General features: G+C 60.7%; 22 protein-coding genes. 8 read left to right on the forward strand and 14 right to left on the reverse strand.

What is annotated here, in order from left to right:
* Positions 1 to 67: 67 nt before the first annotated feature.
* The 4 genes from xsc to ACS3QZ_RS16080 all read right to left on the reverse strand — a co-directional run bounded on the left by xsc (position 68) and on the right by ACS3QZ_RS16080 (position 6,640).
* Positions 68 to 1,843 carry a sulfoacetaldehyde acetyltransferase gene (gene xsc, locus ACS3QZ_RS16065; RefSeq protein WP_456038749.1) on the reverse strand — a complete coding sequence of 592 codons (1,776 nt, stop codon included), beginning with the start codon at positions 1,841 to 1,843 and terminating at the stop codon, positions 68 to 70.
* A gap of 101 nt (positions 1,844 to 1,944) precedes the next feature.
* Positions 1,945 to 3,402: a MocR-like pyridoxine biosynthesis transcription factor PdxR gene (gene pdxR, locus ACS3QZ_RS16070; protein ID WP_456038750.1), complete on the reverse strand. Its 1,458-nt coding sequence runs from the start codon at positions 3,400 to 3,402 to the stop codon at positions 1,945 to 1,947.
* A 159-nt stretch (positions 3,403 to 3,561) separates the two neighbouring features.
* On the reverse strand, positions 3,562 to 4,962 hold the full coding sequence (locus ACS3QZ_RS16075; RefSeq protein ID WP_456038751.1) for an aminotransferase family protein: 1,401 nt from the start codon (positions 4,960 to 4,962) through the stop codon (positions 3,562 to 3,564).
* A gap of 250 nt (positions 4,963 to 5,212) precedes the next feature.
* On the reverse strand, positions 5,213 to 6,640 hold the full coding sequence (locus ACS3QZ_RS16080; protein ID WP_456038752.1) for an aldehyde dehydrogenase family protein: 1,428 nt from the start codon (positions 6,638 to 6,640) through the stop codon (positions 5,213 to 5,215).
* Between the two features lie 268 nt (positions 6,641 to 6,908).
* On the opposite strand from ACS3QZ_RS16080, the gene ACS3QZ_RS16085 reads away from it, so the two are divergent.
* Positions 6,909 to 7,562, forward strand: a complete 654-nt coding sequence (locus ACS3QZ_RS16085; protein ID WP_456038753.1) for a peroxiredoxin — start codon at positions 6,909 to 6,911, stop codon at positions 7,560 to 7,562.
* A gap of 6 nt (positions 7,563 to 7,568) precedes the next feature.
* Here ACS3QZ_RS16085 and ACS3QZ_RS16090 read toward each other — a convergent pair whose 3' ends face one another.
* A complete protein-coding gene (locus tag ACS3QZ_RS16090) occupies positions 7,569 to 8,366 on the reverse strand; it encodes an ORF6N domain-containing protein (protein ID WP_456038754.1) in 798 nt (265 codons plus the stop codon).
* 114 nt (positions 8,367 to 8,480) lie between these two features.
* Positions 8,481 to 10,631 carry a polyribonucleotide nucleotidyltransferase gene (pnp, locus tag ACS3QZ_RS16095; RefSeq protein ID WP_456038755.1) on the reverse strand — a complete coding sequence of 717 codons (2,151 nt, stop codon included), beginning with the start codon at positions 10,629 to 10,631 and terminating at the stop codon, positions 8,481 to 8,483.
* A gap of 384 nt (positions 10,632 to 11,015) precedes the next feature.
* Here pnp and ACS3QZ_RS16100 point away from each other — a divergent pair, with 384 nt between their 5' ends.
* Entirely contained in the window at positions 11,016 to 11,741 is a 726-nt protein-coding gene (locus ACS3QZ_RS16100; RefSeq protein ID WP_456038756.1) for an SGNH/GDSL hydrolase family protein, read from the forward strand.
* 73 nt (positions 11,742 to 11,814) lie between these two features.
* Here ACS3QZ_RS16100 and rpsO read toward each other — a convergent pair whose 3' ends face one another.
* The 6 genes from rpsO to rbfA form a co-directional block, all read right to left on the reverse strand.
* The gene (gene rpsO / locus ACS3QZ_RS16105) at positions 11,815 to 12,084 is read right to left on the reverse strand and encodes a 30S ribosomal protein S15 (protein ID WP_093093504.1); all 270 of its coding nucleotides are present in this window, start codon (positions 12,082 to 12,084) and stop codon (positions 11,815 to 11,817) included.
* A 135-nt stretch (positions 12,085 to 12,219) separates the two neighbouring features.
* The gene (locus ACS3QZ_RS16110; protein ID WP_456038757.1) at positions 12,220 to 13,227 is read right to left on the reverse strand and encodes a calcium-binding protein; all 1,008 of its coding nucleotides are present in this window, start codon (positions 13,225 to 13,227) and stop codon (positions 12,220 to 12,222) included.
* Positions 13,228 to 13,305: 78 nt separating this feature from the next.
* Positions 13,306 to 13,842, reverse strand: a complete 537-nt coding sequence (locus tag ACS3QZ_RS16115; protein WP_456038758.1) for a DUF1643 domain-containing protein — start codon at positions 13,840 to 13,842, stop codon at positions 13,306 to 13,308.
* Entirely contained in the window at positions 13,839 to 14,753 is a 915-nt protein-coding gene (gene truB / locus ACS3QZ_RS16120; protein ID WP_456038759.1) for a tRNA pseudouridine(55) synthase TruB, read from the reverse strand. The genes ACS3QZ_RS16115 and truB overlap by 4 nt, the downstream gene beginning before the upstream one ends.
* A 141-nt stretch (positions 14,754 to 14,894) precedes the next feature.
* Positions 14,895 to 15,554 carry a phosphodiester glycosidase family protein gene (locus ACS3QZ_RS16125; RefSeq protein WP_456039356.1) on the reverse strand — a complete coding sequence of 220 codons (660 nt, stop codon included), beginning with the start codon at positions 15,552 to 15,554 and terminating at the stop codon, positions 14,895 to 14,897.
* 74 nt (positions 15,555 to 15,628) lie between these two features.
* Positions 15,629 to 16,027: a 30S ribosome-binding factor RbfA gene (gene rbfA / locus ACS3QZ_RS16130; RefSeq protein ID WP_093093512.1), complete on the reverse strand. Its 399-nt coding sequence runs from the start codon at positions 16,025 to 16,027 to the stop codon at positions 15,629 to 15,631.
* Positions 16,028 to 16,120: 93 nt separating this feature from the next.
* Here rbfA and dapB point away from each other — a divergent pair, with 93 nt between their 5' ends.
* The 5 genes from dapB (at position 16,121) to ACS3QZ_RS16155 (ending at position 22,071) form a co-directional block, all read left to right on the forward strand.
* On the forward strand, positions 16,121 to 16,930 hold the full coding sequence (gene dapB, locus ACS3QZ_RS16135) for a 4-hydroxy-tetrahydrodipicolinate reductase (RefSeq protein WP_456038760.1): 810 nt from the start codon (positions 16,121 to 16,123) through the stop codon (positions 16,928 to 16,930).
* 201 nt (positions 16,931 to 17,131) lie between these two features.
* A complete protein-coding gene (locus ACS3QZ_RS16140; RefSeq protein ID WP_423227754.1) occupies positions 17,132 to 18,097 on the forward strand; it encodes an ABC transporter substrate-binding protein in 966 nt (321 codons plus the stop codon).
* Positions 18,098 to 18,103: 6 nt separating this feature from the next.
* The gene (locus ACS3QZ_RS16145) at positions 18,104 to 19,156 is read left to right on the forward strand and encodes a quaternary amine ABC transporter ATP-binding protein (RefSeq protein WP_093093516.1); all 1,053 of its coding nucleotides are present in this window, start codon (positions 18,104 to 18,106) and stop codon (positions 19,154 to 19,156) included.
* The gene (locus ACS3QZ_RS16150) at positions 19,153 to 21,189 is read left to right on the forward strand and encodes an ABC transporter permease (protein ID WP_456038761.1); all 2,037 of its coding nucleotides are present in this window, start codon (positions 19,153 to 19,155) and stop codon (positions 21,187 to 21,189) included. Before ACS3QZ_RS16145 ends, ACS3QZ_RS16150 begins: the two co-directional genes overlap by 4 nt.
* A gap of 351 nt (positions 21,190 to 21,540) precedes the next feature.
* Entirely contained in the window at positions 21,541 to 22,071 is a 531-nt protein-coding gene (locus tag ACS3QZ_RS16155; protein ID WP_456038762.1) for a VPLPA-CTERM sorting domain-containing protein, read from the forward strand.
* Positions 22,072 to 22,170: 99 nt separating this feature from the next.
* Here ACS3QZ_RS16155 and ACS3QZ_RS16160 read toward each other — a convergent pair whose 3' ends face one another.
* The gene (locus ACS3QZ_RS16160) at positions 22,171 to 22,362 is read right to left on the reverse strand and encodes a DUF1674 domain-containing protein (protein WP_456038763.1); all 192 of its coding nucleotides are present in this window, start codon (positions 22,360 to 22,362) and stop codon (positions 22,171 to 22,173) included.
* Between the two features lie 77 nt (positions 22,363 to 22,439).
* Here ACS3QZ_RS16160 and ACS3QZ_RS16165 point away from each other — a divergent pair, with 77 nt between their 5' ends.
* Positions 22,440 to 23,711 (forward strand): RsmB/NOP family class I SAM-dependent RNA methyltransferase, encoded by a 1,272-nt coding sequence (locus ACS3QZ_RS16165; RefSeq protein WP_093093523.1) that lies wholly within the window; start codon positions 22,440 to 22,442, stop codon positions 23,709 to 23,711.
* Positions 23,712 to 23,738: 27 nt separating this feature from the next.
* Here the strand turns inward: ACS3QZ_RS16165 and ACS3QZ_RS16170 are convergent, their stop codons facing one another.
* Positions 23,739 to 24,116 carry a hypothetical protein gene (locus tag ACS3QZ_RS16170; RefSeq protein ID WP_456038764.1) on the reverse strand — a complete coding sequence of 126 codons (378 nt, stop codon included), beginning with the start codon at positions 24,114 to 24,116 and terminating at the stop codon, positions 23,739 to 23,741.
* Between the last annotated feature and the right edge of the window lie 77 nt (positions 24,117 to 24,193).

Below are 24,193 nucleotides of genomic sequence, written 5' to 3' on the forward strand. Positions count from 1 at the left end.
GGCAAGAATTTTGGAAAATTCTTGCCAAAATTCTTCCAAGAATTTTGCCCCCCGCCTTGATGTCACGTCAGCCCACCTGTTGCGGGCGCATGTCCGCCGGATCAATTCCGGCCACCTCGACAGGTTTTTTCATTGCGTCGCGGCGGAACGGTTCGCCAAGTTCCTGGTTGATCAAAGCTTCGATCAGCGTCGTGATGCCGTTTTTCTGATCTTCGATGGCTTGCGCCAGCGCGGCGGTGAGTTCATCCATGGTCCGCGCCACCACGCCCTTGAGCCCACAAGCCTTGGCGATGCCGGCATAGGAGACCTGCGTGTCGAGTTCTGTACCGACGAAGTTGTCGTCATACCACAGGGTCGAATTGCGCTTTTCCGCGCCCCACTGGTAGTTTCGGAAAACGATCTGGGTGATTGCAGGCCACTCTTCGCGCCCGATTGCGGTCAGCTCGGTCACGGCAATGCCAAAGGCACCGTCGCCCGAGAAGCCGACCACCGGTGTGTCGGGGCAGCCGATCTTGGCACCGACGACGGAGGGTAGGCCATAGCCACAGGGGCCAAACAGGCCAGGAGCGAGGTATTTGCGCCCCTGCTCAAAGGACGGGTAGGCGTTGCCGATGGCGCAGTTGTTGCCAATGTCGGACGAAATGATCGCTTCGCGCGGAAGGGCCGATTGAATGGCGCGCCATGCCATGCGGGGGCTCATCCAGTCGGGTTTCGAAGCGCGGGCACGTTCATTCCATGTGGTGCCGGGATCGTCGTCTTCGTGATCCATCGAGCTGAGCTGTTGGGCCCAAGCCGACTTGGTGGTCGAAATCAGGTCCTCGCGCGCCTTGCGGCCGTCGTCACCCGCGCCTTCCGAAAGTTTTTCCAGGATGGAGGTTGCGACCCGTTTTGCATCGCCGACGATGCCCACGGTTACGGGTTTGGTAAGCCCGATGCGGTCGGGGTTGATGTCGACCTGAATCAGTTTCGCGTTGGTTGGCCAGTAGTCGATACCATAGCCGGGCAGGGTCGAGAACGGATTGAGGCGGGTACCAAGGGCCAGCACCACGTCGGCCTTGGAGATCAGCTCCATCGCGGCCTTCGAACCGTTATAGCCAAGCGGTCCGGCGTGCAGCGGGTGGGAACCAGGGAAGGCGTCGTTGTGCTGATACCCACAACAGACCGGTGCCGAAAGCCGCTCGGCCAAAGCCATGGAGGCGGGGATCGCGCCGCCGATCACCACGCCCGCGCCGTTGAGTATCACGGGGAACTTGGCATTGGACAGAAGCGCTGCGGCCTGATCCAGCGCGTCTTCGCCGCCGGAGGGGCGTTCAAAGTCAACGATGGCGGGCATGTTGATGTCGACCACCTGAGTGAAATAATCACGCGGCACGTTGATTTGGGCAGGGGCCGAGTTGCGCTTGGCCTGCATGATCACGCGGTTCAGGACTTCGGCCATGCGCGAGGGGTCACGGACCTCTTCCTGATAGCAGACGCAATCGGCAAAGGCGCGCATCTGCTCCATTTCCTGGAAGCCGCCTTGACCCATGGTCTTGTTGGCGGCCTGCGGTGTGACCAGCAACAACGGCGTGTGGTTCCAATAGGCGGTTTTCACGGCGGTCACGAAGTTGGTGATGCCGGGGCCATTCTGCGCGATCATCATCGACATCTTGCCGGTGGCACGGGTGTAGCCATCGGCCATCATGCCGCCTGAGCCTTCGTGCGCGCAGTCCCAGAAGGTGATGCCGGCCTTGGGGAAAATGTCGGAAATCGGCATGAAGGCCGATCCGATAATGCCGAAGGCATGTTCGATTCCGTGCATTTGGAGCGTTTTTACAAACGCCTCTTCGGTGGTCATTTTCATGTGAATCACTCCTGTTGCGCCCACGGGCGTTTAGCAGTGAAATTACGGGTGGGACCCCGCGTCAGATAGGGCCAGTTTCCAGATCCGGTTAGGGCCAATCCCTACGAGCGAAACGCTTCTGCGATCCGTGCCACACCGTCCGGGATGCGCGTTGCAGGGATCGAAGAGTAGCCAAGGCGATAGAAATTGGTTGGCTGGTCGGGGCCATGAAAGAAATGATGGCCAGGTTCTATCAGGACGCTTTGTGCCCGCAGCTGCGTAGCGATGTCGTCGGTGTTGGATCCATCGGGTGCCTGCATCCAGAAGGACGACCCGCCGAACACGCCTTTGCCCGATACTCGGAGACCATGGGCGTCGATTGCGGTTTGCATCACGGCGCGGCGTTGTTTGAGCGCTTCGCGAATGCGGCGGATCAGGGCGTCGTAGTGGCCGAGTGACAGAAAATAGGCTGCCGTGCGCTGGATATGTCCGGGGGGGTGGCGCAGGACGCTTGCCCGTAGGGCGCGGGCCTCACGGATAAAGCTTTCCGACCCGACGAGATAGCCAAGGCGCAAACCGGGGAACAGGGATTTCGAAAAGCTGCCGACATAGATCACCCGCCCGTCGGTATCGAGAGATTTGAGCGCCGGGGAAGGGGCGTCGAGAAAGGACATTTCGAATTCATAGTCATCTTCGACGATCAGCGCGTCAATGTCGCGTGCCCGTTGCAAAAGCGCGTGGCGGCGGGCCATGGGCATGGTGGCGGTGGTCGGGCATTGGTGGCTGGGGGTTGTGAAAATGACGTCGGACTCGTCGGGAATCGCATCCGGGCGCAGCCCGTCGCGATCCACGGGGACGGGGGTGACGTGGCAGCGGGATTGTTCAAGAATTTCCCGAAGGGCGTAGTAGCAGGGGTCTTCGATCGCGGCCACTCGGCGTTGGGTCAGGAGGATCTGGGCCGCAATCCAAAGCGCATTCTGTGCGCCAAGCGTGATCAGGATTTCCTCGGGGCGGGCGATGATACCGCGCCGGGGCAGGGTGTTGCGGGCGATGAATTCGACAAGGCGGGGGTCGTCCTGATCGTAATAATCCGCGGTGAGGGCCGAAAAGTCCTTTTGACCCAACGCCTGCAGAGCGCAGAGGCGCCAGTTCGAATGATCAAAGAGCGATGGGTCGGTCTGGCCATAGACAAACGGGTATCGATAACTGGCCCAGTCATGGGGCTTGTTCATCATGTTGCCGCCGGTGAAGCGGCGCCCGATGGCGCGGGTCCAGTCGACCGTTTCTTCGCCCTTCTGGGGCGGTGTAAAGCTGGGCGGAACGGGCGCGTTGTCTGACACGAAATAACCCGACCGCCCGCGCGACGTCAGGTAGTCGTTTGCGAGGAGTTCGGTATAGGCCAACGTAACGGTGATGCGGCTGACGCCGAGGTGGCTGGCAAGGCGGCGGCTTGAGGGCAGTTTTTCGCCTTTGCGGAAACGTCCCGAAAGAATGCCTTCCGCAATCATCTGCTGAATCTGGGCCTGAAGTGTGCCCTGATTGTCGGGGGAAAGAAAAAAGGTTTCGACCGAAATCGCCATGACGCGCAGGCTACACTGGACTTAGTTGGGGCGCAAACTGGACTTTTCCATCGACGTTTTGCGAGCCTGAGAGGCGGGAAAGGCGCTCGGCCCGCCCCCGTGAAGAGGCCGGGCCGAGCGGGTCGTGCCCCGAAGGGCACAACCGGAACATCGGTTAGGTCAGCCGAACACCTTTGTCAGGGCTTTGTCGACAGCGTCCGTGATGGCGTCAATGTCTTCGGCTGTCGCAATCAGGGCGGGCGAGAAGCACAGCACATTGTTGCGGTCCGGGATAGAGCGGTTGGCCGCGCCGATGATCACGCCCTGTGCGCCACAGTCGCCAACGACCGCGACCACATCTTTCTCGTCGACGGGTTCTTTGGTGTCACGGTCCTTGACCAGTTCGACGCCGAGGAAAAGCCCCTTGCCGCGCACATCACCAATCACTTCATGTTTTTCCATGAGTGCCTGAAGGTTGCCAAGCATGCGCTCGCCCATGACGGTGCAATTCTCCAGCAGCCCCTCTTCTTCGATGATCGCCATGTTTTCGAGCGCCGCCGACGGGCCGCCGGTGCAGCCGCCAAAGGTCGAGATGTCGCGGAAATGGTCGAGCTTGTCCGAAGGATCGGTCTTGAACATCTCGAAGACCTCTTCAGTTGTCACCATGCAGGCAATGGCGGCATAGCCCGAGGCGACGCCCTTGGCCATGGTCACGAAATCGGGCTTGATCCCGTAATGCTGATAGCCGAACCAGTGCGTGCCGGTACGCCCGATGCCACAGACGACTTCGTCGATGTGCAGCAGGATGTCATACTGTTTGCAGATTTCCTGAACCCGCTCCCAGTAGCCTTCGGGCGGAGTGATCACGCCGCCACCAGCGGTGACCGGCTCAAGGCAGAGCGCGCCGACGGTTTCGGGGCCTTCGCGCAGGATTACCTCTTCAATCAGGTTTGCAGCAGCGATGCCGAAGTCGCGGCCCGAAAGATGGCCGAGCCCGAGCTCTTCCTTGCGGTATTCCATGCAGTGCGGCACGCGCACGAAGCCCGGCGCGAGGGGGCCATACTGTTTGACGCGCTCGTCCTGACCGCCGGCCGACATGGTCGCCAGCGTGCCGCCGTGATAGTCGCGGTCGCGGAACAGGATTTTGTGTTTCTTGCCGCCGTACTTTTTGTGCGCGATCTGGCGCACCATCTTGAACGCCTTCTCGTTCGCTTCCGAGCCGGAGTTCGTGTAGTAGACGCGGCTCATGCCCGGCATCTTTTCGATCAGTTTCTCAGCGAAAATCGCGCCGGGGATCGAGCCTGCAGCCTGCGCAAAATAGCACATCTTCATCAGCTGTGCGTGCACGGCATTGGCAATGCGTTCGCGGCCATAGCCGACATTCACGGTCCAGACCGCACCGGATACGGCGTCGATGTATTCCTTGCCGTTCTGGTCCCAGACGCGCATGCCCTTGCCTTCGATAATGATGCGCGGATCGCTGGTTTCAAAGGGTTTGTGCTGGACCAGGTGATGCCAGACATGCGCCTTGTCGGCGGCGACGACTCGGGAAAGATCGTTTTCGTTCAAAGTGCCGTCCATGGCGGAACCTCCTCGGGATGGCGATGTTTGATTGGGGTCGACGCAAAGGCAAAGACTCGCGTCGAAACTTGATCATATTCTCACTGGATTTTTGCTTTGGGAAGTAGGTCCAGTAGGATTTCAATATAGGTCCAGTGGCGGTGGGGCTCGCGGTGCGCCGCGTGCGGTGTCGGACCGGTGATTTCAGGCCCGGAAAAAGAAACGCCGAGGCCCATGACCCCGGCGCTTCCAGATTTGGTTGTCGCGTGGCTCAGCCCATGGGAACGCCGGAAATCGCTTTGGTTTCGCAAAACTCTTCCAGTCCCCATTCGCCGCCTTCGCGGCCATTTCCGGACTGTTTGTATCCGCCAAAAGGCGATCCCTGAACGCGGCTCACACCGTTGGTTTCGACCATGCCCGAACGCACCTTGCGGGCCATGCGCAGGCGTTTGTCGTCATCCTGTGTCTGGATGTAGTTGGTCAGGCCATAGACCGTGTCATTGGCCATGGCGACGGCCTCTTCCTCGGAGTCGAACGGGGTGATCGCCAGCACCGGGCCAAAGATTTCTTCGCGATAGATCGTCATGTCCGGAGTCACATCGGCAAAGACTGTCGGGCGCACGTAGTAGCCCTTGTTCATGCCTTCGGGACGCCCCAGACCACCGGCGAGGAGGGTCGCACCTTCCTTGATGCCGATTTCGATCAGGCCCTGTATCTTGTTGAATTGAAGTTCCGACACGACCGGGCCGATATGGCGGCCACTTTCAGTGGTCGGGCCAACCTGTGTAGCTTCTGCTGCAGCCTTGGCCTCGGCCACGGCATCGTCATAGCGCGACCGTTCCACAAGCATACGAGTTGGCGCGTTACAGGATTGACCTGTGTTCTGCATGCAGTGGATCACGCCACGTTTGACGGCCTTTTCATCGGCATCGGCAAAGATCACGTTCGCGCCCTTGCCGCCCAGTTCGAGGCTGACGCGCTTGAGCGTATCGGCGGCCGCCTTGGAAATCGCGATTCCGGCGCGGGTCGAGCCGGTGAAGCTCACCATGTCCACGTCCGGATGGGACGACAGCTGCGAGCCGACACCGACACCGTCGCCATTGACGAGGTTGAACACACCTGGCGGGAAACCTGCTTCGTCCACCATCTCGGCAAACAGCAAGGAAGACAGTGGAGAAATCTCCGACGGCTTGAGAACCATGGTACAGCCCACCGCCATCGCGGGGATCGCCTTGAGGAACACCTGATTCATGGGCCAGTTCCAAGGGGTGATCAGCGCGCAAACCCCGATGGGTTCCTTGCGGATGCGATCTGCGCCCATCTTCTTTTCGAACTCGAACTCTTCCAGTGCTTCGAGGAAACCGGCCAGATGCCAGCTCCCGGCGCCCCATTGGTTGTTGCGCGCGAGGTCAATCGGCGCGCCCATTTCCATGCGCATCGCCTCGGCCATCTCATCGCGGCGGGCGTTGTAAATGTCGCCCAGCTTCTTGATCAGCGCCGCGCGTTCTTCAACGGGTGTTTCTGCCCATCCGTCAAAGGCGGCGCGCGCAGCGGCAACGGCGGCGTCGGTATCGGCCTGATCGCCCAGTGAAATCACGGCGCAGGTTTCTTCGGTGGCCGGGTCGATGACGGCAAGGTCATTGGGGGTCGTTGGGTCGACCCACTGACCGTTGATATAGAATTGGCGTTTCTCGATCATGGTACTCTCCCTGAGAATCTGTACGCACTTTGTCAGCGCGAAGTTGCTGTCACAAGCACATGTCGCGTGACGTCACAAATAATTTGATCAAATTATTCAGCAAACGTAAAGAGGGGGATTGTAGAAGACCGTTTTTCCGGGGGACGGAGGTCCTTGGCCAAAGTCGCGACTTCTGAACTATTTTTTGTGTGGCGACCACTTTGTATTCGCGCCGCAGGGCTTATGTGCTGAAGAAGGCAAGATATTTGGACCAGAAAGGGAGAAACCGATGGGCCTTCGAATTAATGACATTGTTCCCAATTTCACAGCAGAAACAGATCAGGGCACGATCACGTTCCATGACTGGATTGGCGACAGCTGGGCGATCCTGTTCTCACACCCCAAGGATTTCACCCCCGTTTGCACCACCGAATTCGGCGCCGTGGCGCAACTGGCCGATGAGTGGGCCAAGCGAGACACCAAGGTAATTGGTCTCAGCGTGGATGGCGTCGAAGAGCACAAGCAGTGGAAGAGCGACATTGAAACCTTTGGTGGTGCCGACGCCGGGTTCCCGATTATCGCGGACCAGGGGCTCGAGGTGTCCAAGGCATTCGATATGCTGCAAGCCGACTACTACCTGTCGGAAAACCCCACACCGGCAGACAGCCAGACCGTGCGGTCCGTTTTCATCATTGGCCCGGACAAACAACTCAAACTGAGCATGACCTATCCGATGAACGTCGGGCGCAACTTCGCCGAAGTTCTGCGCGCGTTGGATGGGCTTCAAACCGCCGCGCGCGAAGGTGTAGCCACGCCTGCCAACTGGACGCCCGGTGCGGATGTCGTGATTCCGACTGCCGTGTCGGATGAGGATGCCAAGGCGAAATTCGGTGACTACACCACGCATTTCCCGTATCTGCGGATGACCAAGCTGCCCGAGTGATCTGTTTCAGCAAGGCGGCTTGTCCAGCCTGCGCAGTGTTGCCACAAACTCTTCGAGCGTGCCCACCTCTCGGGCGCGCTCATATTCTGCCATGAACAACAGATCCCGGATGAGGGCCAATCGCTCGGCATCGCGGGTTTCGGCGCGCATACGCCGGATTTCTTCTTCTATCCGCTCCGCCTCGGCAAGACGTTTGCGTAACTCGGCCGCCTCGGTGGCGGTTTTGATCGAAGGCCGCTTGGCAAATGCATGCAGGGCTTCAAACCCTTCCTCGCGAAAGGCGCGCACCTCGGTCATGACCGCATCGCGTTGGGCCTGATTGAGCGTGACGTTTGCCAGCCGGTCGATATAGCCGCCGACCTTGTCGCTGAGGGCCGGGGGTAGGGCTTGTTTTTGCAAGGCTGGCAGGTCCGGCACGGGATCGGGCATCGGGTGGTTCTGGGTGTCCTTCAATTGCCGTTGCAGCGCAACGAAGCTGCGCACGACCTGTTTTGTCACCGCCACGGCGCGCACGGTTTTGAGAACCGTGGCGCACATAATTACCCCTTCTTCGGTATAGACCGTTGGCGGCGTGCGCCGCTTTGGGTCGATATTTGCGGTCACGTTTTGTGACCGCAATACCTCGGTCTCTTGTTCGGTCACTTGAAAGGCGTAGCTCTCGGGAAACTTGTCCGCATTTCGGGCGAGGGTCGCCTGATTGAGGCGTCCGGTCTTGGTTCCGAAAAGCGCAGCGACATCGCTGTCCAGCATCACGAGCTTGTGCCTGACCTGATAGATCGGGGGCGTGGGGGAGGCTTCGGGCAAAATCAATCCTGTAATTTGCGATCACAAAATGTGACCGCAGCCTATCGCGGGGCGTTCCACGAAAAAAGCCCCGGTGTTTCCACCGGGGCTTGGAACTGAAAAGCAAACGGAGGATCAGTCCTCGTTCTTTTCCTTTTTCTCACGCGGCTGCTGAGGGATTTCCTCGCCGGTTTCCTGGTCGACAACTTTCATCGACAGACGCACCTTGCCACGGTCGTCAAAGCCCAGAAGCTTGACCTTTACTTCCTGGCCTTCCTTCAGAACGTCCGAAGGATGGTTCAGGCGGCGGTTTTCGATCTGGGACACGTGTACCAGACCGTCGCGCTTGCCAAAGAAGTTCACGAAGGCGCCGAAATCGACGATCTTCACGACCTTGCCGGTATAAACGGCGCCTTCCTCGGGCTCCGCCACGATCGCGTGGATCATGTCATAGGCCTTTTGGATCGAGTCACCGTTGGGCGATGCAATCTTGATGACGCCATCGTCGTTGATGTCGACCTTGGCGCCCGACACTTCGACGATCTCGCGGATCACTTTACCGCCCGAGCCGATCACTTCGCGGATCTTGTCGGTCGGGATGTTCATGGTCTCGATGCGCGGTGCGTGGATCGAGAATTCCGCAGCACCGGTCAGCGCCTTGTTCATCTCGCCCAGGATGTGCATCCGGCCGTCCTTGGCTTGCGCCAGGGCTTTTTCCATGATCTCGGGCGTGATGCCTGCGACCTTGATGTCCATCTGCAGCGAGGTGATGCCGTTTTCGGTCCCTGCCACTTTGAAGTCCATATCGCCCAGGTGGTCTTCGTCACCCAGGATGTCGGTCAGGACCGCGTAGGAGCCGTCCTCTTCGAGGATCAGGCCCATGGCCACACCGGCAACAGCCGATTTCAGCGGAACGCCCGCATCCATCATCGACAGCGAGCCACCGCAGACCGATGCCATCGACGACGAGCCGTTGGATTCGGTGATTTCCGAGACAACACGTACGGTGTAGGGGAAGTCTGTTGCGGCGGGAAGAACGGCCTGAAGCGCGCGCCATGCCAATTTGCCGTGACCGATCTCACGACGACCCGGAGGGCCCACGCGACCAGCTTCACCAACCGAGTAGGGCGGGAAGTTGTAGTGCAGCAGGAAGTTCGAGCGGAAGTTGCCGTGCAGCGCGTCGATGATCTGTTCATCGTCGCCAGTACCCAGCGTGGTCACGACCAAGCCTTGGGTTTCACCACGGGTGAACAGAGCAGACCCGTGGGTCCGCGGCAGAAGGCCGGTTTCGCAAACGATGTCGCGCACTTCGTCGGTTTTACGGCCGTCGATCCGGGTGCCGGTTTTCACAACGTCACCGCGCAGGATGCCGGCTTCGAGCTTTTTCAGGGCCGAGCCAAGGTTGGCGTCTTCCAGTTGCTCTTCGGTGAGGGCTTCCTTGATTGCATCGCGCGCGGCGGCAACAGCGGCGGTGCGCTCTTGCTTGTCCGAGATGGCGAATGCAGCGCGCATCTGCTCTTCACCGGCAGCTTTCACGGCTTCGTAAAGCTCCGAGTAGTCCGGTGCCTGGAAGTCGAACGGCTCTTTCGCGGCATCTTCGGCAAGCGAAATGATCAGGTCGATGACCGGCTGGATCTGTTCGTGCGCAAAGGTCACGGCGCCCAGCATTTCGGCTTCGGTCAGCTCGTACGCTTCCGATTCCACCATCATCACGGCGTCTTTGGTGCCCGCCACAACCAGATCAAGGCGCTGATCGGGGTTGTTGCGCAGGCCCTGCATGTCGTCGACGGTCGGGTTCAGAACGTATTCACCGTCTTCGAAACCAACGCGTGCGCCCGCGATCGGGCCCATGAACGGTGCACCCGAGATGGTCAGTGCGGCCGAGGCGGCGATCATGGCGACGATGTCGGGGTCGTTGACGAGATCGTGGCTCAGCACGGTGCACATCACCAGAACTTCGTTCTTGAAGCCGGGGACAAACAGCGGGCGGATCGGACGGTCGATCAGGCGTGCGGTCAGCGTCTCTTTTTCGGTCGGACGCGCTTCACGCTTGAAGAAACCACCGGGCACTTTACCGGCGGCATAGTATTTTTCCTGGTAGTGAACGGTCAGCGGAAAGAAATCCTGACCGGGCTTGGGTGACTTTGCAAAAGTCACGGCGGCCATGACCGAGGTCTCGCCCAGAGTGGCGATCACACAGCCGTCGGCCTGACGGGCAACCTTGCCCGTTTCCAGTGTGAGCGTTTCCTCGCCCCACTGCATGGTTTTCGTCGTTACATCAAACATCAGTTTTTCCTAGTTGGGAGCGCTCCCAGGCGTATCCCGGGTCTCCCGTTTCAATGGCGGCCCCATTGCCGCCGACCCCTTTTCATCCTTCTTCCGAGTGCCAAGGGTCAGGGCACACCGTCTCAGATGCAGGGGCCATATCTGAAAACAGGGGATTTGGAAACAACGATTTTTGAACGGTTTCGTGAGCAGATAAGGATGAAACCGCGTTGTGATCGCGAGGCGGCAACAGATTGTTTACAGCCGAGGAATGGATTTTTGGCAAAAATGCGGCAATACTGTGGCCAATGCGTCGGGCCATTGGGGGCAACTGGACCGGCACTCCACAAAAAGCGCTCACCTTCACGTGTAACGAGGCGACGCCCCCGAATTGAGAGCAGATTGATGAAGTTCACCCTTTCCCTTCTCGCCGCTGCCGTTTTGTTTTTGGCAGGCTGTTCTGAAACCGTAACCCGCAGCCAAGTGGACAATGTCTCGCGCGCGGATGGGCCACGTATTCTCGCCATGGGCGATTCCCTGATGGCCTGGCATGGGGTCACAGAGCGTTCGATCACGCATTCTTTGGCCAATGAACTTGGCGAACCGGTGCGGAACCGCTCGATTGGTGGCGCGCGCATCATCTATGGTTTGCCGATTTCGGGCTCGATGGGGATGAAGATTGCCAACCAGTACAAAGAAGGTAACTGGGATTGGATTGTGTTGAATGGTGGTGGCAACGATCTGTGGCTGGGTTGTGGCTGTGTGGCGTGTGATCCCAAGATTGAACGCATGATCTCGGAAGACGGGCGCAAGGGCGCAATTCCGCATCTGGTGGATTCGCTGCGCAAGACCGGAGCGAACATCGTCTATGTTGGCTATCTGCGTAGCCCCGGCGTCTGGTCTCCTATCGAGGAGTGTCGCGATGACGGTGACAAGCTGGAAGCGCGGATCGAGAAACTGGCAGAGATCCTGCCCAACGTCCACTTTGTGTCGCTCAAGGATCTGGTGCCGCATGGGGATCGTTCGTATCACGGGGCGGACATGATTCATCCGTCGCTCAAGGCGAGCCGCGAAATTGGCAAGCGGGTGGCTGCCGTAATCAAGGCCAGCGAGACTGCTCAGTTGCAGTAAGCGCGCTACGCTCTCCCAAAAGAAAACGCCCGCTCGGTTGAGCGGGCGTTTCTTGTTTCCGGATCGGAACGGCTTAGCGGCGGATGCCCAGACGTTTGATCAGGTCCTGATAGCGTGCTTCTTCTTTGCCCTTCAGGTAGTCCAGCAGCTTACGGCGCTGAGCAACCATTTTCAGAAGACCACGGCGACCGTGGTTGTCTTTTTTGTGGGTTTTGAAGTGCTCGGTCAGGGTGTTGATGCGCGAGGTGAGGATTGCAACCTGAACTTCGGGCGAACCGGTGTCGCCTTCCTTGGTTGCGAATTCTTTCATCAGGCGTGCTTTTTCGTCAGCAGTGATCGACATCGGGGTCTCCTTAGGTTGAAGGTTAAGGGCACAAGCCGGGATGTCGTCCAGCAAGGTCCGTGGAGAAACCTGTCGAGATTCGCTCAACAGATGCGCGCGTATATGAGATATCGTGCGAAAAGGAAAGGGGCGTGATCAGACCCGCAACATTTCGGCTGCCGCCGCATTGCCTTGTAGCAGGAGAGCGATGTCGGCGGCTTCCAGGCCGGCGGCACCATGCACCACGGCCAATTCGGTGCCGTTGACAAGAACCCGAATGCTGTTCTGGCTGTTTGGATCGGGCTCTATGGTGATGGTCGGATCCCCCGTGGCATCGTCGTAGATCAGGACGAGATTGTCCTGATCCGGGTCGAAGTCCATAACCCTCAAGGTTTCATCAGCTGTTTCATCTGCGCCTAGAAGAAACATGTCCGCACCTGTGCCGCCGGTCAGAATGTCACCGCGCCCGCCTACAAGAATGTCGTCGCCATCGCCGCCGTTCAGAAAGTCGGTTTCATCGTCGCCAATGCCGAGGATTGTATCCTGACCATCGCCGCCAAAGAGCGTGTCTTCGCCCGCGTCGCCATCCATGTGGTCATCGCCAAGCCCGCCGTGCAGCGCGTCGGCACCTCCGCCGCCCCGCAAGGCGTCTTGTCCTTGACCGCCGACAAGCGAATCCGCGCCCTCGTTGCCATGGAGGATATCGTCGCCGGAATGCCCAAAGAGTGTGTCATCACCGCCATCGCCCTGTTGGGTGTCGTCGCCATCTTCGCCATGGATAAAATCATCGCCGTCGCCGCCGGAGAGGACATCATCGCCCTCGGTCCCGTGCAGATCGTCAAGGCCATCGCCGCCCGTGATGCTGTCGTCGCCGTCATATCCGTTGATCTGGTCGTTTCCGGCCCCGCCGTCGATAATGTCGGCCTCAGCCCCGCCGGAAAGAATGTCATGTCCAGAGGTGCCGGTCAGGATTTTGCTCGAGATGTCGGGCGTCTCCGGTGCCTCGTCGGGGAAGCCTGCCGCGATGCTCTGTGACGCAGTTTCGGCGACCTCCTGGGAAAGCCGCTCGTCGGCCTCCGCCTCTGAATCGTCCCCTCCAACATCCAGGGCCACAAAAGCGGCGGCCCCGGCCATAAGACCCAACAATCCTGCGATCATAAGCATCGCTTCACAACTCCACACTTACCCAGCATCATTTGCGCACAGCGCCGCCGCCGGGTAAATCTCTATTGGAGTCAATGGTTAACGTGTGAGGGGCTTGACCGGTTCAGCAAGAGCCCAGACCGAAGGTTGCGTGGCATAGGCAATGTAAAGCGGATGCCGGGGATGGCCGTGTTTGGTCAGGCCGAGGTGGTGGATGGGGCGACCAGTGGCGCGGAGGACGTCGCGCATCTCGACGCCCCGTCCCAAATGGTCGCCATGCGCGCCCCAGGCGGCAATGATCGTGTCGGCCCAGAGGCAGCTTTGGGCAACCACGCCATCGTTGTCGGGGCCGGTGGGAGCGGCGTGCCGGCGCAGTTTCTTGGGGTCGGTTTCGCGCAAGCCGAAGATGTTCACGGCCCGGAAACCGCCAAAGCCAAGGGCGCGGGCGCGGCGTTCGCATCGTTCGATTGTCGGGTCGTTCTGGCGTTCGGTTGCCTTGGACGGGTTGAGCATGACGAACAACACCTTGGGCGCGTTTTCGTCCCAAACGCGGGTCAGGGCGTAGCGATAGGTCTCGCAATCCGAATAGATCGCCGACGAGGCCGCGTCGTCCTTTTGGAAGTCGCGGGTGATCATGCCGTGGGCTGGACAAAGACGCGGCTGGGGTGCAGTTCACCAGCCTTGTAAATACCCACGGCGACCGCCTGTCCTTCGAAGGAGGCCCAGCATTCTTCGCCGTATTCCACATCGGAGGCGATGACCATGCCGGGGTTGCCGTTGCGCAGGCGGGTGGCGCCTTGGGCCGTGGCCTTGACTTCGGGGAGGTCGGCCAGTCCCTCTTCGAGCGGGCGCAGAAAGGCATCGAGGTCCGGGGTCTTTGCCAGCGCTTCGATCTGTTCGAGGGTGATACCGTCTTGGGCGTCGAACGGGCCGGACCAGATGCGGCGCAGTTCCCGCACGTGTCCATGACACCCCAGGGCCGCTCCGAGATCGCGGGCGATGGAACGCACGTAACCGCCCTTGCCGCAGGTCATTTCCAGCGTGACATGATCGTCGTCCTCGCGATCGGTCAGAACCAGTTCTTCGACCCAGAGCGGGCGCGCGGAGAGTTCGACATCCTCGCCGTCGCGGGCCAGCTTGTAGGCGCGCTGGCCGTCGATTTTTACCGCCGAGAATTTGGGCGGCACCTGCATGATGTCGCCGACAAACTGGCCAAGCGCGTCCTTGATCTCGTCATCGGTCGGGCGCAGGTCGGATGTCGCGATGATTTCGCCTTCGGCGTCGTCGGTGTTGGTGGCTTGTCCCAGCCGCACGGTAAAACTGTAGGCCTTGAGCGCATCGGTGATGAAGGGCACGGTCTTTGTCGCCTCGCCAAGCGCGATCGCCAGGACGCCGGTGGCCTCGGGATCAAGCGTGCCAGCGTGCCCAGCCTTTTTGGCATCCAGCGCCCAGCGGACCTTGTTGACCACGGCGGTCGAGGTCATGCCCGCCGGTTTGTCCACGACCAGCCAGCCGGAAATGTCGCGTCCCTTGCGTTTGCGTCCCATGTTGTCTTCCGTGATTGAGAGCGAGGGCGGCGGGGTAGCGGATTGGCCGGGGTCTGTCAAACCCGGATCGGTGTAGGGGGCGCTGCCCCGCCTCAGCAAGCTGAGACTCCCCGGGGTATTTCCGGAAAAAGAAAGATCGGGTCAGTCGGGCGTCACCACGCCCACGATCGGACCCAGCCAGAAACCTGCGTCGGACCGATCAAGCTCGGGCGCGTGCAGGCGGCTGATCTTGCCGTCGAAATAGAGGGCGTTCGGGGTATTCAGAACATCGCGAAAGAACGTGCCGAACTGGTGAAAGGTGACGCTGTTGTTGGAGATCGCAAAAATGGCGCGCTGACCATCCCGCGACGTGCCGACCCCATTTCGAATATAGCGGGATGTGCTGTCGGGCAGGAAGCGCGGGTGCAATGTGCCGTCAATGACCAGCATTGGGCCCGATTGGGTTGCGTAGGCACAGTCCGGGCGGGTTTTCTCGAAAGTCAGGGATTCGATCACGTCGGCGCGGGTGCCGCGGATGCAGAACACGCCATTGGGCAGGAGGCCGAAATTGCCCTTGCTCGCGCCGGTGAGCAGGCGGCCTTCGGTCTTGTCGCCTTCGCGGTAATAGCCGACGGGCGCGCGGTCGGCGTGATACATGCCCGCGTTCATGGCGAAGCTCAGGGACTGACCGTCTGGCAGCGTGTGATTGATTGCCGGAAACTGTCCAAGGATGTCTCCGTCTGCATCCCGCAGGAACAGGCGCAGGTCTTCTTTGGCGGGGTTGACCTCGCAGACGGTGTAGTTGTTGCTCTTGTGTGCCATGTCCTTGCACGTCACCGCGCCTGCCAGGTTGGGCAGAAGAGCCGTCAGAGTCGCAAGGATCAGGGCGCGGAGTCTCACTGGTCTTCGGTGTCCTGGCGGACCCGGTCCTCGGAGAGCATGCGGCGGGTTTCGTCCATCTGGTCGAAGGTCTGATCAAGCTGGAAGCGCAGGTCGGGGGCGAATTTCAGCCCCGTCTTCTTGCCGACGATGCGGCGCAGCTCGCCCTTGTTGCGGGCCAGGAGCGCGATCACGTCTTCCTGTCCCTTGCCGCCGAGGGGCAGCACATAGGCGGTGGCGATCCTGAGATCAGGGGAGGTGCGGACCTCGCCCACAGTAATCGACATGCGGTTGAGGTCGGGGTCGTGGATGTCTCCGCGGGCCAGCACCTCGGACAAGGTGCGGCGGATCAGCTCGCCAACTCGAAGTTGTCGTTGGGAGGGGCCGGAGTCATCTTGATATCTGTTCTTTGCCATGTTCCCCACTTAGGGCTTTCCATAGGCTTTGCCAAGCAGGCAGGCATTGGGTAAGCAGGGCCCAAGACGAAGTGCAACCATGGAGACAGCGCAATGGAAGACCTGCCGGGTATCGTGATCACCGGGGCCTCTGGCCGGATGGGGCAGATGCTGATCAAGACCGTGGTCGACAGTGACAGGGCGCGGCTGGTGGGCGCGGTGGAGCGCGCGGGGCACGATTGGGTCGGGCGCGACGTGGGCGAGGCCATGGGCGGCGCGGCGCTGGGTGTGACGGTGACCGATCAGCCGCTCGATGCCTTTGCAAAGGCGCAGGCGGTGATCGACTTTACGGCCCCGGCAGCCACGATCGAATTTGCCAAGCTCGCCGCGCAGGCGCGGGCAGTGCATGTGATTGGCACCACAGGCATGACGGACGAAGATATTGCCAAGCTTGATCCCTGTGCGCGCCATGCGGTGATCGTGCGTGCCGGAAACATGAGTCTGGGCGTGAACCTGTTGACGGTGCTCACCCGCAAGGTGGCCGAGGCGCTGGACGAGGATTTCGACATCGAAATTATCGAGGCGCATCATCACCACAAGGTCGATGCCCCCTCGGGAACGGCGCTTATGCTGGGTGAGGCGGCGGCAGAGGGCCGCGGCGTGAAACTGGCGGACGTGGCAGATCGCGGGCGAGACGGGATCACCGGCGCGCGCAAGCGGGGGGATATCGGGTTCACGGCCATTCGTGGCGGCGACATTGTCGGGGAACATGACGTGCTTTTCGCGGCAGCGGGCGAGCGGATCGTATTGCGCCATCTGGCAACGGATCGCTCTATTTTTGCGCGCGGAGCGCTCAAGGCGGCGCTTTGGGGGCAGGACAAGAAGCCCGGCCAATATGATATGTTGGATGTGTTGGGGCTATGATCTTGCGCCGAAGTGATTGAAAAGATGTCGCTTTCCCGTCGTTCAGATATGCGGGAAAGTGCATTTGGGGGTCGCGGTGATTCCCCTTAGACTAGAAGCCGCGACATTTTTGTTGGCAGAAGACCCCGCGTGTGTTCTTATGCCGGCAATCAAAAACTTAAATGGCCATTCAAGAAATGGTCGCGCCAAGGGGAGAAACTCATGAAGACGACGATCAAGTCGGGCCTGTCGGCCCTTGCCATGACCGCCATTTGCGCCGGAGCACTGGGTGCGGCGGAGATGGGCAATGTTGATAAACCTATCAAGTTGGCCATCAATGAATGGACCGGTCAGCATGTCACCACCCATGTTGCGGGCGAGATGCTCAAGGCCGCCGGGTACAAGGTGGAATATGTCACCGCCGGAATGATGAACCAGTTCCAGGCCATCGCGGATGGTGACATTCACGCCACGCTGGAAATCTGGTCGTCGAACGTGTCGGACCAGTATGCCGTGCTCAAGGGCGAAGGCAAACTGGAAGAGCTTTCCGACCTTGGTCTCGATGCCAAGGAAGGCATTGCCTATCCGGCGCATGTCGCCGATCTATGCCCCGGCCTGCCAGCGTGGGAAGCGCTCAAGGACTGCGCGATGAACTTTGCCACCGCCGAGACCCTGCCGCAGGGGCGTCTGGTGGACTACCCCGCAGATTGGGGCACTCCGGGTGCGGACCGCATGACCGGGTTGGACCTGCCGTTCAAGGCCGTTCCGGCCGGGTCGGAAGGTGCGCTGATCGCAGAACTGCGCGCATCGACCGAAAAGAAATCGCCGCTGCTGATCACCTTCTGGCAGCCGCATTGGGCGATGTCGGCCTATGACGTGAAATTTGTCGAGCTGCCGGCCGGGGAAGCGGCCTGTTTCGAAGATCCGGCCTGGGGGCCGAACCCAAACGCGGTGAACGATTGTGATTTTGCGCCGTCGCGGATTTTCAAAGCCGGTTGGCCGGGTCTGAAAGAACAATGGCCTGCCGCGCATGAAATTCTGGTTAACTACACGCTCGCCGTGGAAGACCAGCAGCCGATGATGGGCGCCGTGGACGTTGACGGGCGTAAGGTTGAAGACGTGGTCGCAGCGTGGATGGGCGCGAACGAGGCCAAGTGGAAACCCGTCGTCGACGCGGCAACCAAGTAAACGGCCATGAGCGAAGCGAACAGTTCTGCCCCGGCGATCAAGGTCGAGGGCCTTTGGCAGGTATTCGGGGAACGCGCGTCGGCGGCGTTGCGCGAGGCGCAAGCCGCGCATGACGGCCCGGCGATTGCCGAAAATCTGATTGGCAAGGGCCTCATCCCGGCCGTGCGCGATGCGAATTTCGAAGTGCGCGCCGGGGAGCTGTTCGTGATCATGGGGTTGTCAGGGTCGGGAAAATCGACCCTGATCCGCTGCATCTCCCGGCTTGTCGAACCCACAGCCGGGGCGGTGCATGTCGATGGCGAGGATATCCTGAAGGCCAGCGAGAAACGGCTGATCGACCTGCGCCGGCGCAAGCTGGGCATGGTGTTTCAGCATTTCGGCCTGTTCCCGCATATGAGCGTGGCCGACAACGTTGGCTTTCCGCTCAAGATGCAGGGCGCGGGCAAGAAGGAACGCCGCAAGCGGGCCTTGGAGGTGATCGAGCTCGTGGGGCTGCAGGGGCGCGAGGATGCCTATCCGCGTGAGCTTTCCGGTGGGCAACGCCAGCGCGTCGGGATTGCCCGGTCGCTGGCTGTGAACCCCGACATCTGGTTTCTGGATGAACCGTTTTCAGCGCTGGACCCGCTGATCCGGCGGCAGTTGCAGGACGAATTCCTGAACATTCAGGCGACGTTGAAGAAATCCATCGTGTTCATCACGCATGACATCACCGAGGCGCTCAAGCTGGCGGACCGGATCGCGATCATGAAGGATGGCGAGATTGTTCAGATCGGTACTCCCGAGGAAATCGTGCTGCGCCCGGTAAACGATTATGTCGCCGAGTTTTCCAAGGATGTTGCCAAGGGACGGCACGCCTGCGTGGAATCAGTGATGCTCAAGGAGATCCCCGAGCACATGCCGGATGATCCGGGGCTGCGTGTGGGTATGACGCTGGACACGGCGCTGGCCAAGTGCATGTCGCTTTATGAGCCTGTCCCTGTGCATGACCGCGACGGCAAGCTGGTCGGGGCGGTGCAGCCTGCGGACCTTGCTGCCGCGTTGCAGGTGGACGAGGCATGAGCCTGTCGCTGACGCGGGGAGCACAGGCGGCGGTACTGGTGCTCGTGGTGGCGGTTCTGTGCCGTCTGCTGGGTGGACAGTTTGAGTGGCTGGTGGGCTGGCCGACGGCCCTGACGGTGCCCATGACAGACTGGATGGGGGCTGTTGTTGGCGGCTTCCTAAGTATTTTCAAGCCGATAGCCCGAGGGTTCTCGTTCGCATTGAGCTACCCGATGAACTGGGTGAGTTGGCTTTTGGGGCAGGCGCCATGGCCCTTGGTGGTGGGTAGCGTCACAGCGCTTGGCTGGTGGATCGGCGGGCTGCGGTTGGCCGCGCTGGGGTTCTTTGGCCTCGGGTTCGTGGTTCTGTCGGGCTATTGGGCCGAAAGCATGAACACGCTGGCGCTGGTGGTGGTTTCGGTGCCGCTGGCCCTGATCAGCGGTTTGGCGATTGGGGTTCTGGCGTTCGAGGTGCCGCGACTCAAGGGGGCGGTTCAGGCGCTTTTGGACATCATGCAGACGGTGCCAACATTTGCCTATCTGACGCCGTTGCTGGTGCTGTTTGGTTTTGGACCGGTGGTGGGTCTGATCGCCTCGGCGATTTATGCCGCGCCGCCCATGGCGCGCAATGTGCTGTTGGGGCTGGAACGGGTGGAACCGGAAATCCGGGAGGCGGCGGTGATGTCCGGGGGCACGCGGCGGCAACAGTTGTTCCTTGTCGAGATTCCGGCAGCGACGACGCAGATCATGATCGGTGTGAACCAATGCCTGATGGCGGCCCTGTCGATGGTGATCATCGCCGCCGTGATTGGCGGGTTCGACGATATCGGCTGGGAAGTGCTTTTGACCATGCGCAAGGCCTTGTTCGGGCAGGCTTTTCTTGCGGGTTTGGTGATCGTGGTGTTTGCCATCGTGATCGACCGGATGTCGGGCGCGCTGGCTTTGCCGCGCGCGCGTCAGAACAAGCAGATTGTCTGGGGGCTGTTCGGCGCCGGCGCGGCTGTGGCTGTTTGGTCGGTTGTCGCGGGATGGAACCCGGATGGCGTGGCCATGTTTGACGGTGTGGCCGATCGCGTGGACGCAGGTGTGGGGGCCTTTACGGCCGATCACGGCGCGACGCTGGATGCGCTCAAGAACAACGTGATGTTCTATGGCCTTCTACCGTTACGGATTGGTCTTGCCGACGCGGTTCTGCCGTTTACCTGGGGTTTCAAATGGACGGCCCAGCATAGCGCAGTATTCTTTGGTATTGCAGCGGTGATCGCTGCGCTTTTGGCCTGGCGTGGACGGTTGGCCGCAGGGGCCATCGTGATGCTGTTGGCGCTGATGCTGGAGATTGGTATCGCGCAACTGCCATGGCCGGTGGTGATCATTGGAGCCGGGGCCTTGGGCTGGGTGTCCGGGGGGTGGAAACTGACACGGCTCGTGGTGATCCTGTTGGGTCTCGTGCTGATCTCGGGACTGTGGGAGAGGGCGCTGCTTTCGCTTTATCTTTCAGGGGCTTCGGTGGTGAGTTGCGCTGTTGTCGGTGGTCTTCTGGGTCTTTGGGCGGCGGTCAGTCCGATGGCATGGCGGGTGATCCGCCCGGTCTGTGACCTGCTGCAGACGATCCCGCTTTTTGTCTTCCTGATCCCGGTGCTGATGTTCTTCCAGATCGGCGAATTCTCGGCCTATCTGGCGATCTGCATGTACGCGATCGTGCCGATGATCCGCTATACGCGCCATGGGCTAACCACGACGCCCGAGGAGATGATCGAGGCGGCGCAGGCCAGCGGGGCGGGCAAATGGCAGACCATGTTCGAAGTGCGCGCGCCTTATGCGGCGCCGACGATCCTGCTGGGCCTGAACCAGACCATCCTTTATGCCTTTGCGATGCTCGTGATCGCCGCGCTGATCGGGACAACCGGGCTGGGTCAGTCGATCTATCTTGCCCTTGGGCAGGCGGATGTCGGGCTGGGCATCACGGCCGGGGCGGCGATGGCGATCCTGGCGCTGGTGGCAGATCGACTGGTGCAGGGATTTGCCGAGGAACGGCGGCGCGCGCTGGGTCTCTGAGTTTTGCAACGAATCACTGCCAGATCCCTTGGTTAACAGGGGATCTGGCGTTCGGTATCACGTCGGTATTCCGTCGGTATTGCGTCGGTATCGCCCCTCCGAAGAGGGCGGTTTAACGCGGCGGGCGTCGCGTTATGGGTATTTGAAACCATTGAGAAGAGGGGGCGCCGCGGACACTTGGCGTTGAGTCTAGGTGACGTCTCCTGTTCCGGCCAACCGTTTCGTCATGGCCCGAAGAAAATGCAATTTCGGGAGGCGCTTGCTGGCGTTTGCTAGACAAAATACGGTCGGCGATCCGTGAGCTGGCACCGAGCTTCCAAAAAGGAAACCCCCCTCAGATAGAGATTGCCCTTGCTCACCTTGCATCCGCCGTCGTCACCCGGCCTGGGTTCAGCGAGCAACCTCTGGCGTCTGACCTTTTGGGGCGTACACTGGACATCGGGTGTCGAGCCGAACCCTCTCGACTTTGTCGTTCAGGTTTATAACGATGCGGCCGGGGCGCTTGGTTCTTTGATCTCGGATGTGTCCTTAACAATGGTTTCGAACACGGATACCGGCGTTGATCATAATGGCGTGGCTGGTGCCGATATTCGCGAATACACGCTGACTTTTGACTCTGCATTGTCTCTTGGTGCGGGGGATTACTGGCTGTCGGTCTATCATGACACCGATGTCCAGGGTACGCAGTTTGCCTGGCAGCGTTCAAGCACCACCGGATCATACTTGCAGAATACCAGTGTCAAAGGTGGCGAAACGGCCTTCCTGCTGGAAGATGACGAGGCGCTTGGCGTCGTGCCGCTTCCTGCCGCCGGTTGGATGCTTTTGACCGCTCTTGGCGCTCTTGGCGCGGCTTCTCGGCGCAAACGCAATAAGTCCGCCTGACCGGATCCGGCACTGAATGAAAAAAGACCCGCGGATGTGTTGCCGCGGGTCTTTTCTTTGAGGCCCTTGCCGTGCGGAGCCCAGCAAAAAAAACGGGCCTCAGAAATCGATGGCGATGCCCTTTTTTTCCCAGTCGCCGTAACGGATCGGTTCGGGGCCGTCGCGCCCACCGAGTTCGGTTGGCATTTCAAGCGCCTTGGCCTTTTTGCGGCGCTCTTCGGCCTCGGCAAGGGCGCGTTGGGCGGCGGGGGGAAGATCGGATGGGTTGTCTTTGGCGGTCTGATCGCTCATGGCGGGTTCCTTTCGGGCTTGTCCCTTGATATACGCGCCCGTCCGACGCGCACAAGAGAACAAGGAGTCGCGAGCCAATGGCAAAATCAGGGGTGCAGACTCGTCGCAGCGCGGTTTACCTGCTGGATCAGGTGCTCGGGGAAGGGCGGTTGATGTCCGAGCTGATCGGCGCCGGGGCGCTGGAGCGGCTGGAGCCGCAGGAGAGGGCACGGGCACAACGGCTTGCTATGGAAACCCTGCGGGGGCTCGAGCGGGCGGACCGGATGTTGCAGAAGCACTTGCAGAAATACCCGCCGCTGACCGTGCGCAACGTGTTGCGGCTGGCGACCGTGGAGCTGTGCCAGGGCGGTGCGGCGCATGGCGTGGTCAATGACGCGGTCGAGATCGTGGCGCGCAACAAGCGCACCCAGTCGATGAAGGGGCTGGTGAATGCGGTGCTGCGCAAGGTGGCGGCGCAAGGGGCCGAGGCGTGGAATATCCTGCGCGTGCCGCGCCTGCCGAAATGGTTGCGTGGGCCGATGGTCGCGGCCTATGGGCCCGAAACCGTGGCCGCGATGGAAGCGGCGCATTTTGCAGGCGCGCCGTTGGACCTGACCGCCAGGGGCGACGCGGCGGCGGTGGCCGAAGCGGTTGGCGGCACCCTGCTTGAGACCGGGTCTGTCCGGTTGATGGAGGCCGGGCAGGTGTCGAAACTGGCCGGGTTCGCAAGCGGGGAATGGTGGGTACAGGACGCGGCTGCTGCGATTCCGGCGAAGGTGCTCAATGCACAAGAGGGCGAGCATGTGCTTGATCTTTGTGCCGCGCCCGGTGGCAAGACCATGCAGATTGCCGCCAGTGGCGCCAAGGTGACGGCGGTGGATGATAATCCGGCGCGAATGGAACGGGTGCGCGAAAACCTCGAACGCACGGGGCTGAATGCCGAATTGATCGTCGGCGACGTGATGTCCCAGAAGGGCAGCTATGACGCGGTGCTGCTGGATGCGCCTTGTTCGGCAACGGGTACGATCCGGCGGCACCCGGATTTGCCCCATGCCAAGGATGGCAGCGAATTCGGCGAGTTGATCGGTATGCAATCCTGGATGATCGACCACGCGCTGTCTCTGGTCAAACCGGGCGGGCGGCTGGTGTTTTGCACCTGTTCGCTTTTGCCGGACGAGGGCGAAGTGCAGGTGGAAGAGGCGGTGGCGCGCCACAAGGATGTCACGGTTGACCGTGCGGCGCTGGAGCTTCCGGGGATCGACCCGGCGTGGATCACGGAAGAAGGTGGATTGCGCCTTCGCCCCGATTACTGGGCGGATCGGGGCGGTATGGACGGGTTTTACGTGGCCTGCCTGCGCAAGGCGGGCTGAGCGCGGACAGGGTGTCCGCGCACGGCCTCAGGCGTTCAGCTTGCCTTTTTGCAGGAAGCTCAGCACGGCGAGCAGCGCGAAGAACGCCGGGTCAGACCATCCGAAACCGGTGAATATGCCGGTCAGGGCCGCATAGAGGGTGATCGCCACGCCGAGGGTGTTGGTCCACATCAGGCCGGTGAGGATCTTGCGCTGGATGGCAATGTCCGTCGTATCGCGGAGCAGGATGCTGATGATGGCGATCCCGCCGAGGAAGATGCTGTTGTGCTGAGACAGGAAGACCGCGTAGCGGTCGTTCAATTCCACCCCGTAGTTCGGCCAGAGCAGGCCGGGAACAACGAACAGGGCCACGGCAAAAACAGCGTAGATTGCGCCGTGGAGTGTGAGAAAGGTTCTTGGTGTCATCGGTTTGATCCCGTGATTGGCTTGGAGGGGGCACCAACCGTCTGATCGCTGGGTGCTGGCCGGTGCCGGTTTCGCAG

The sequence above is a fragment of the Shimia sp. W99 genome, assembly GCF_053851455.3.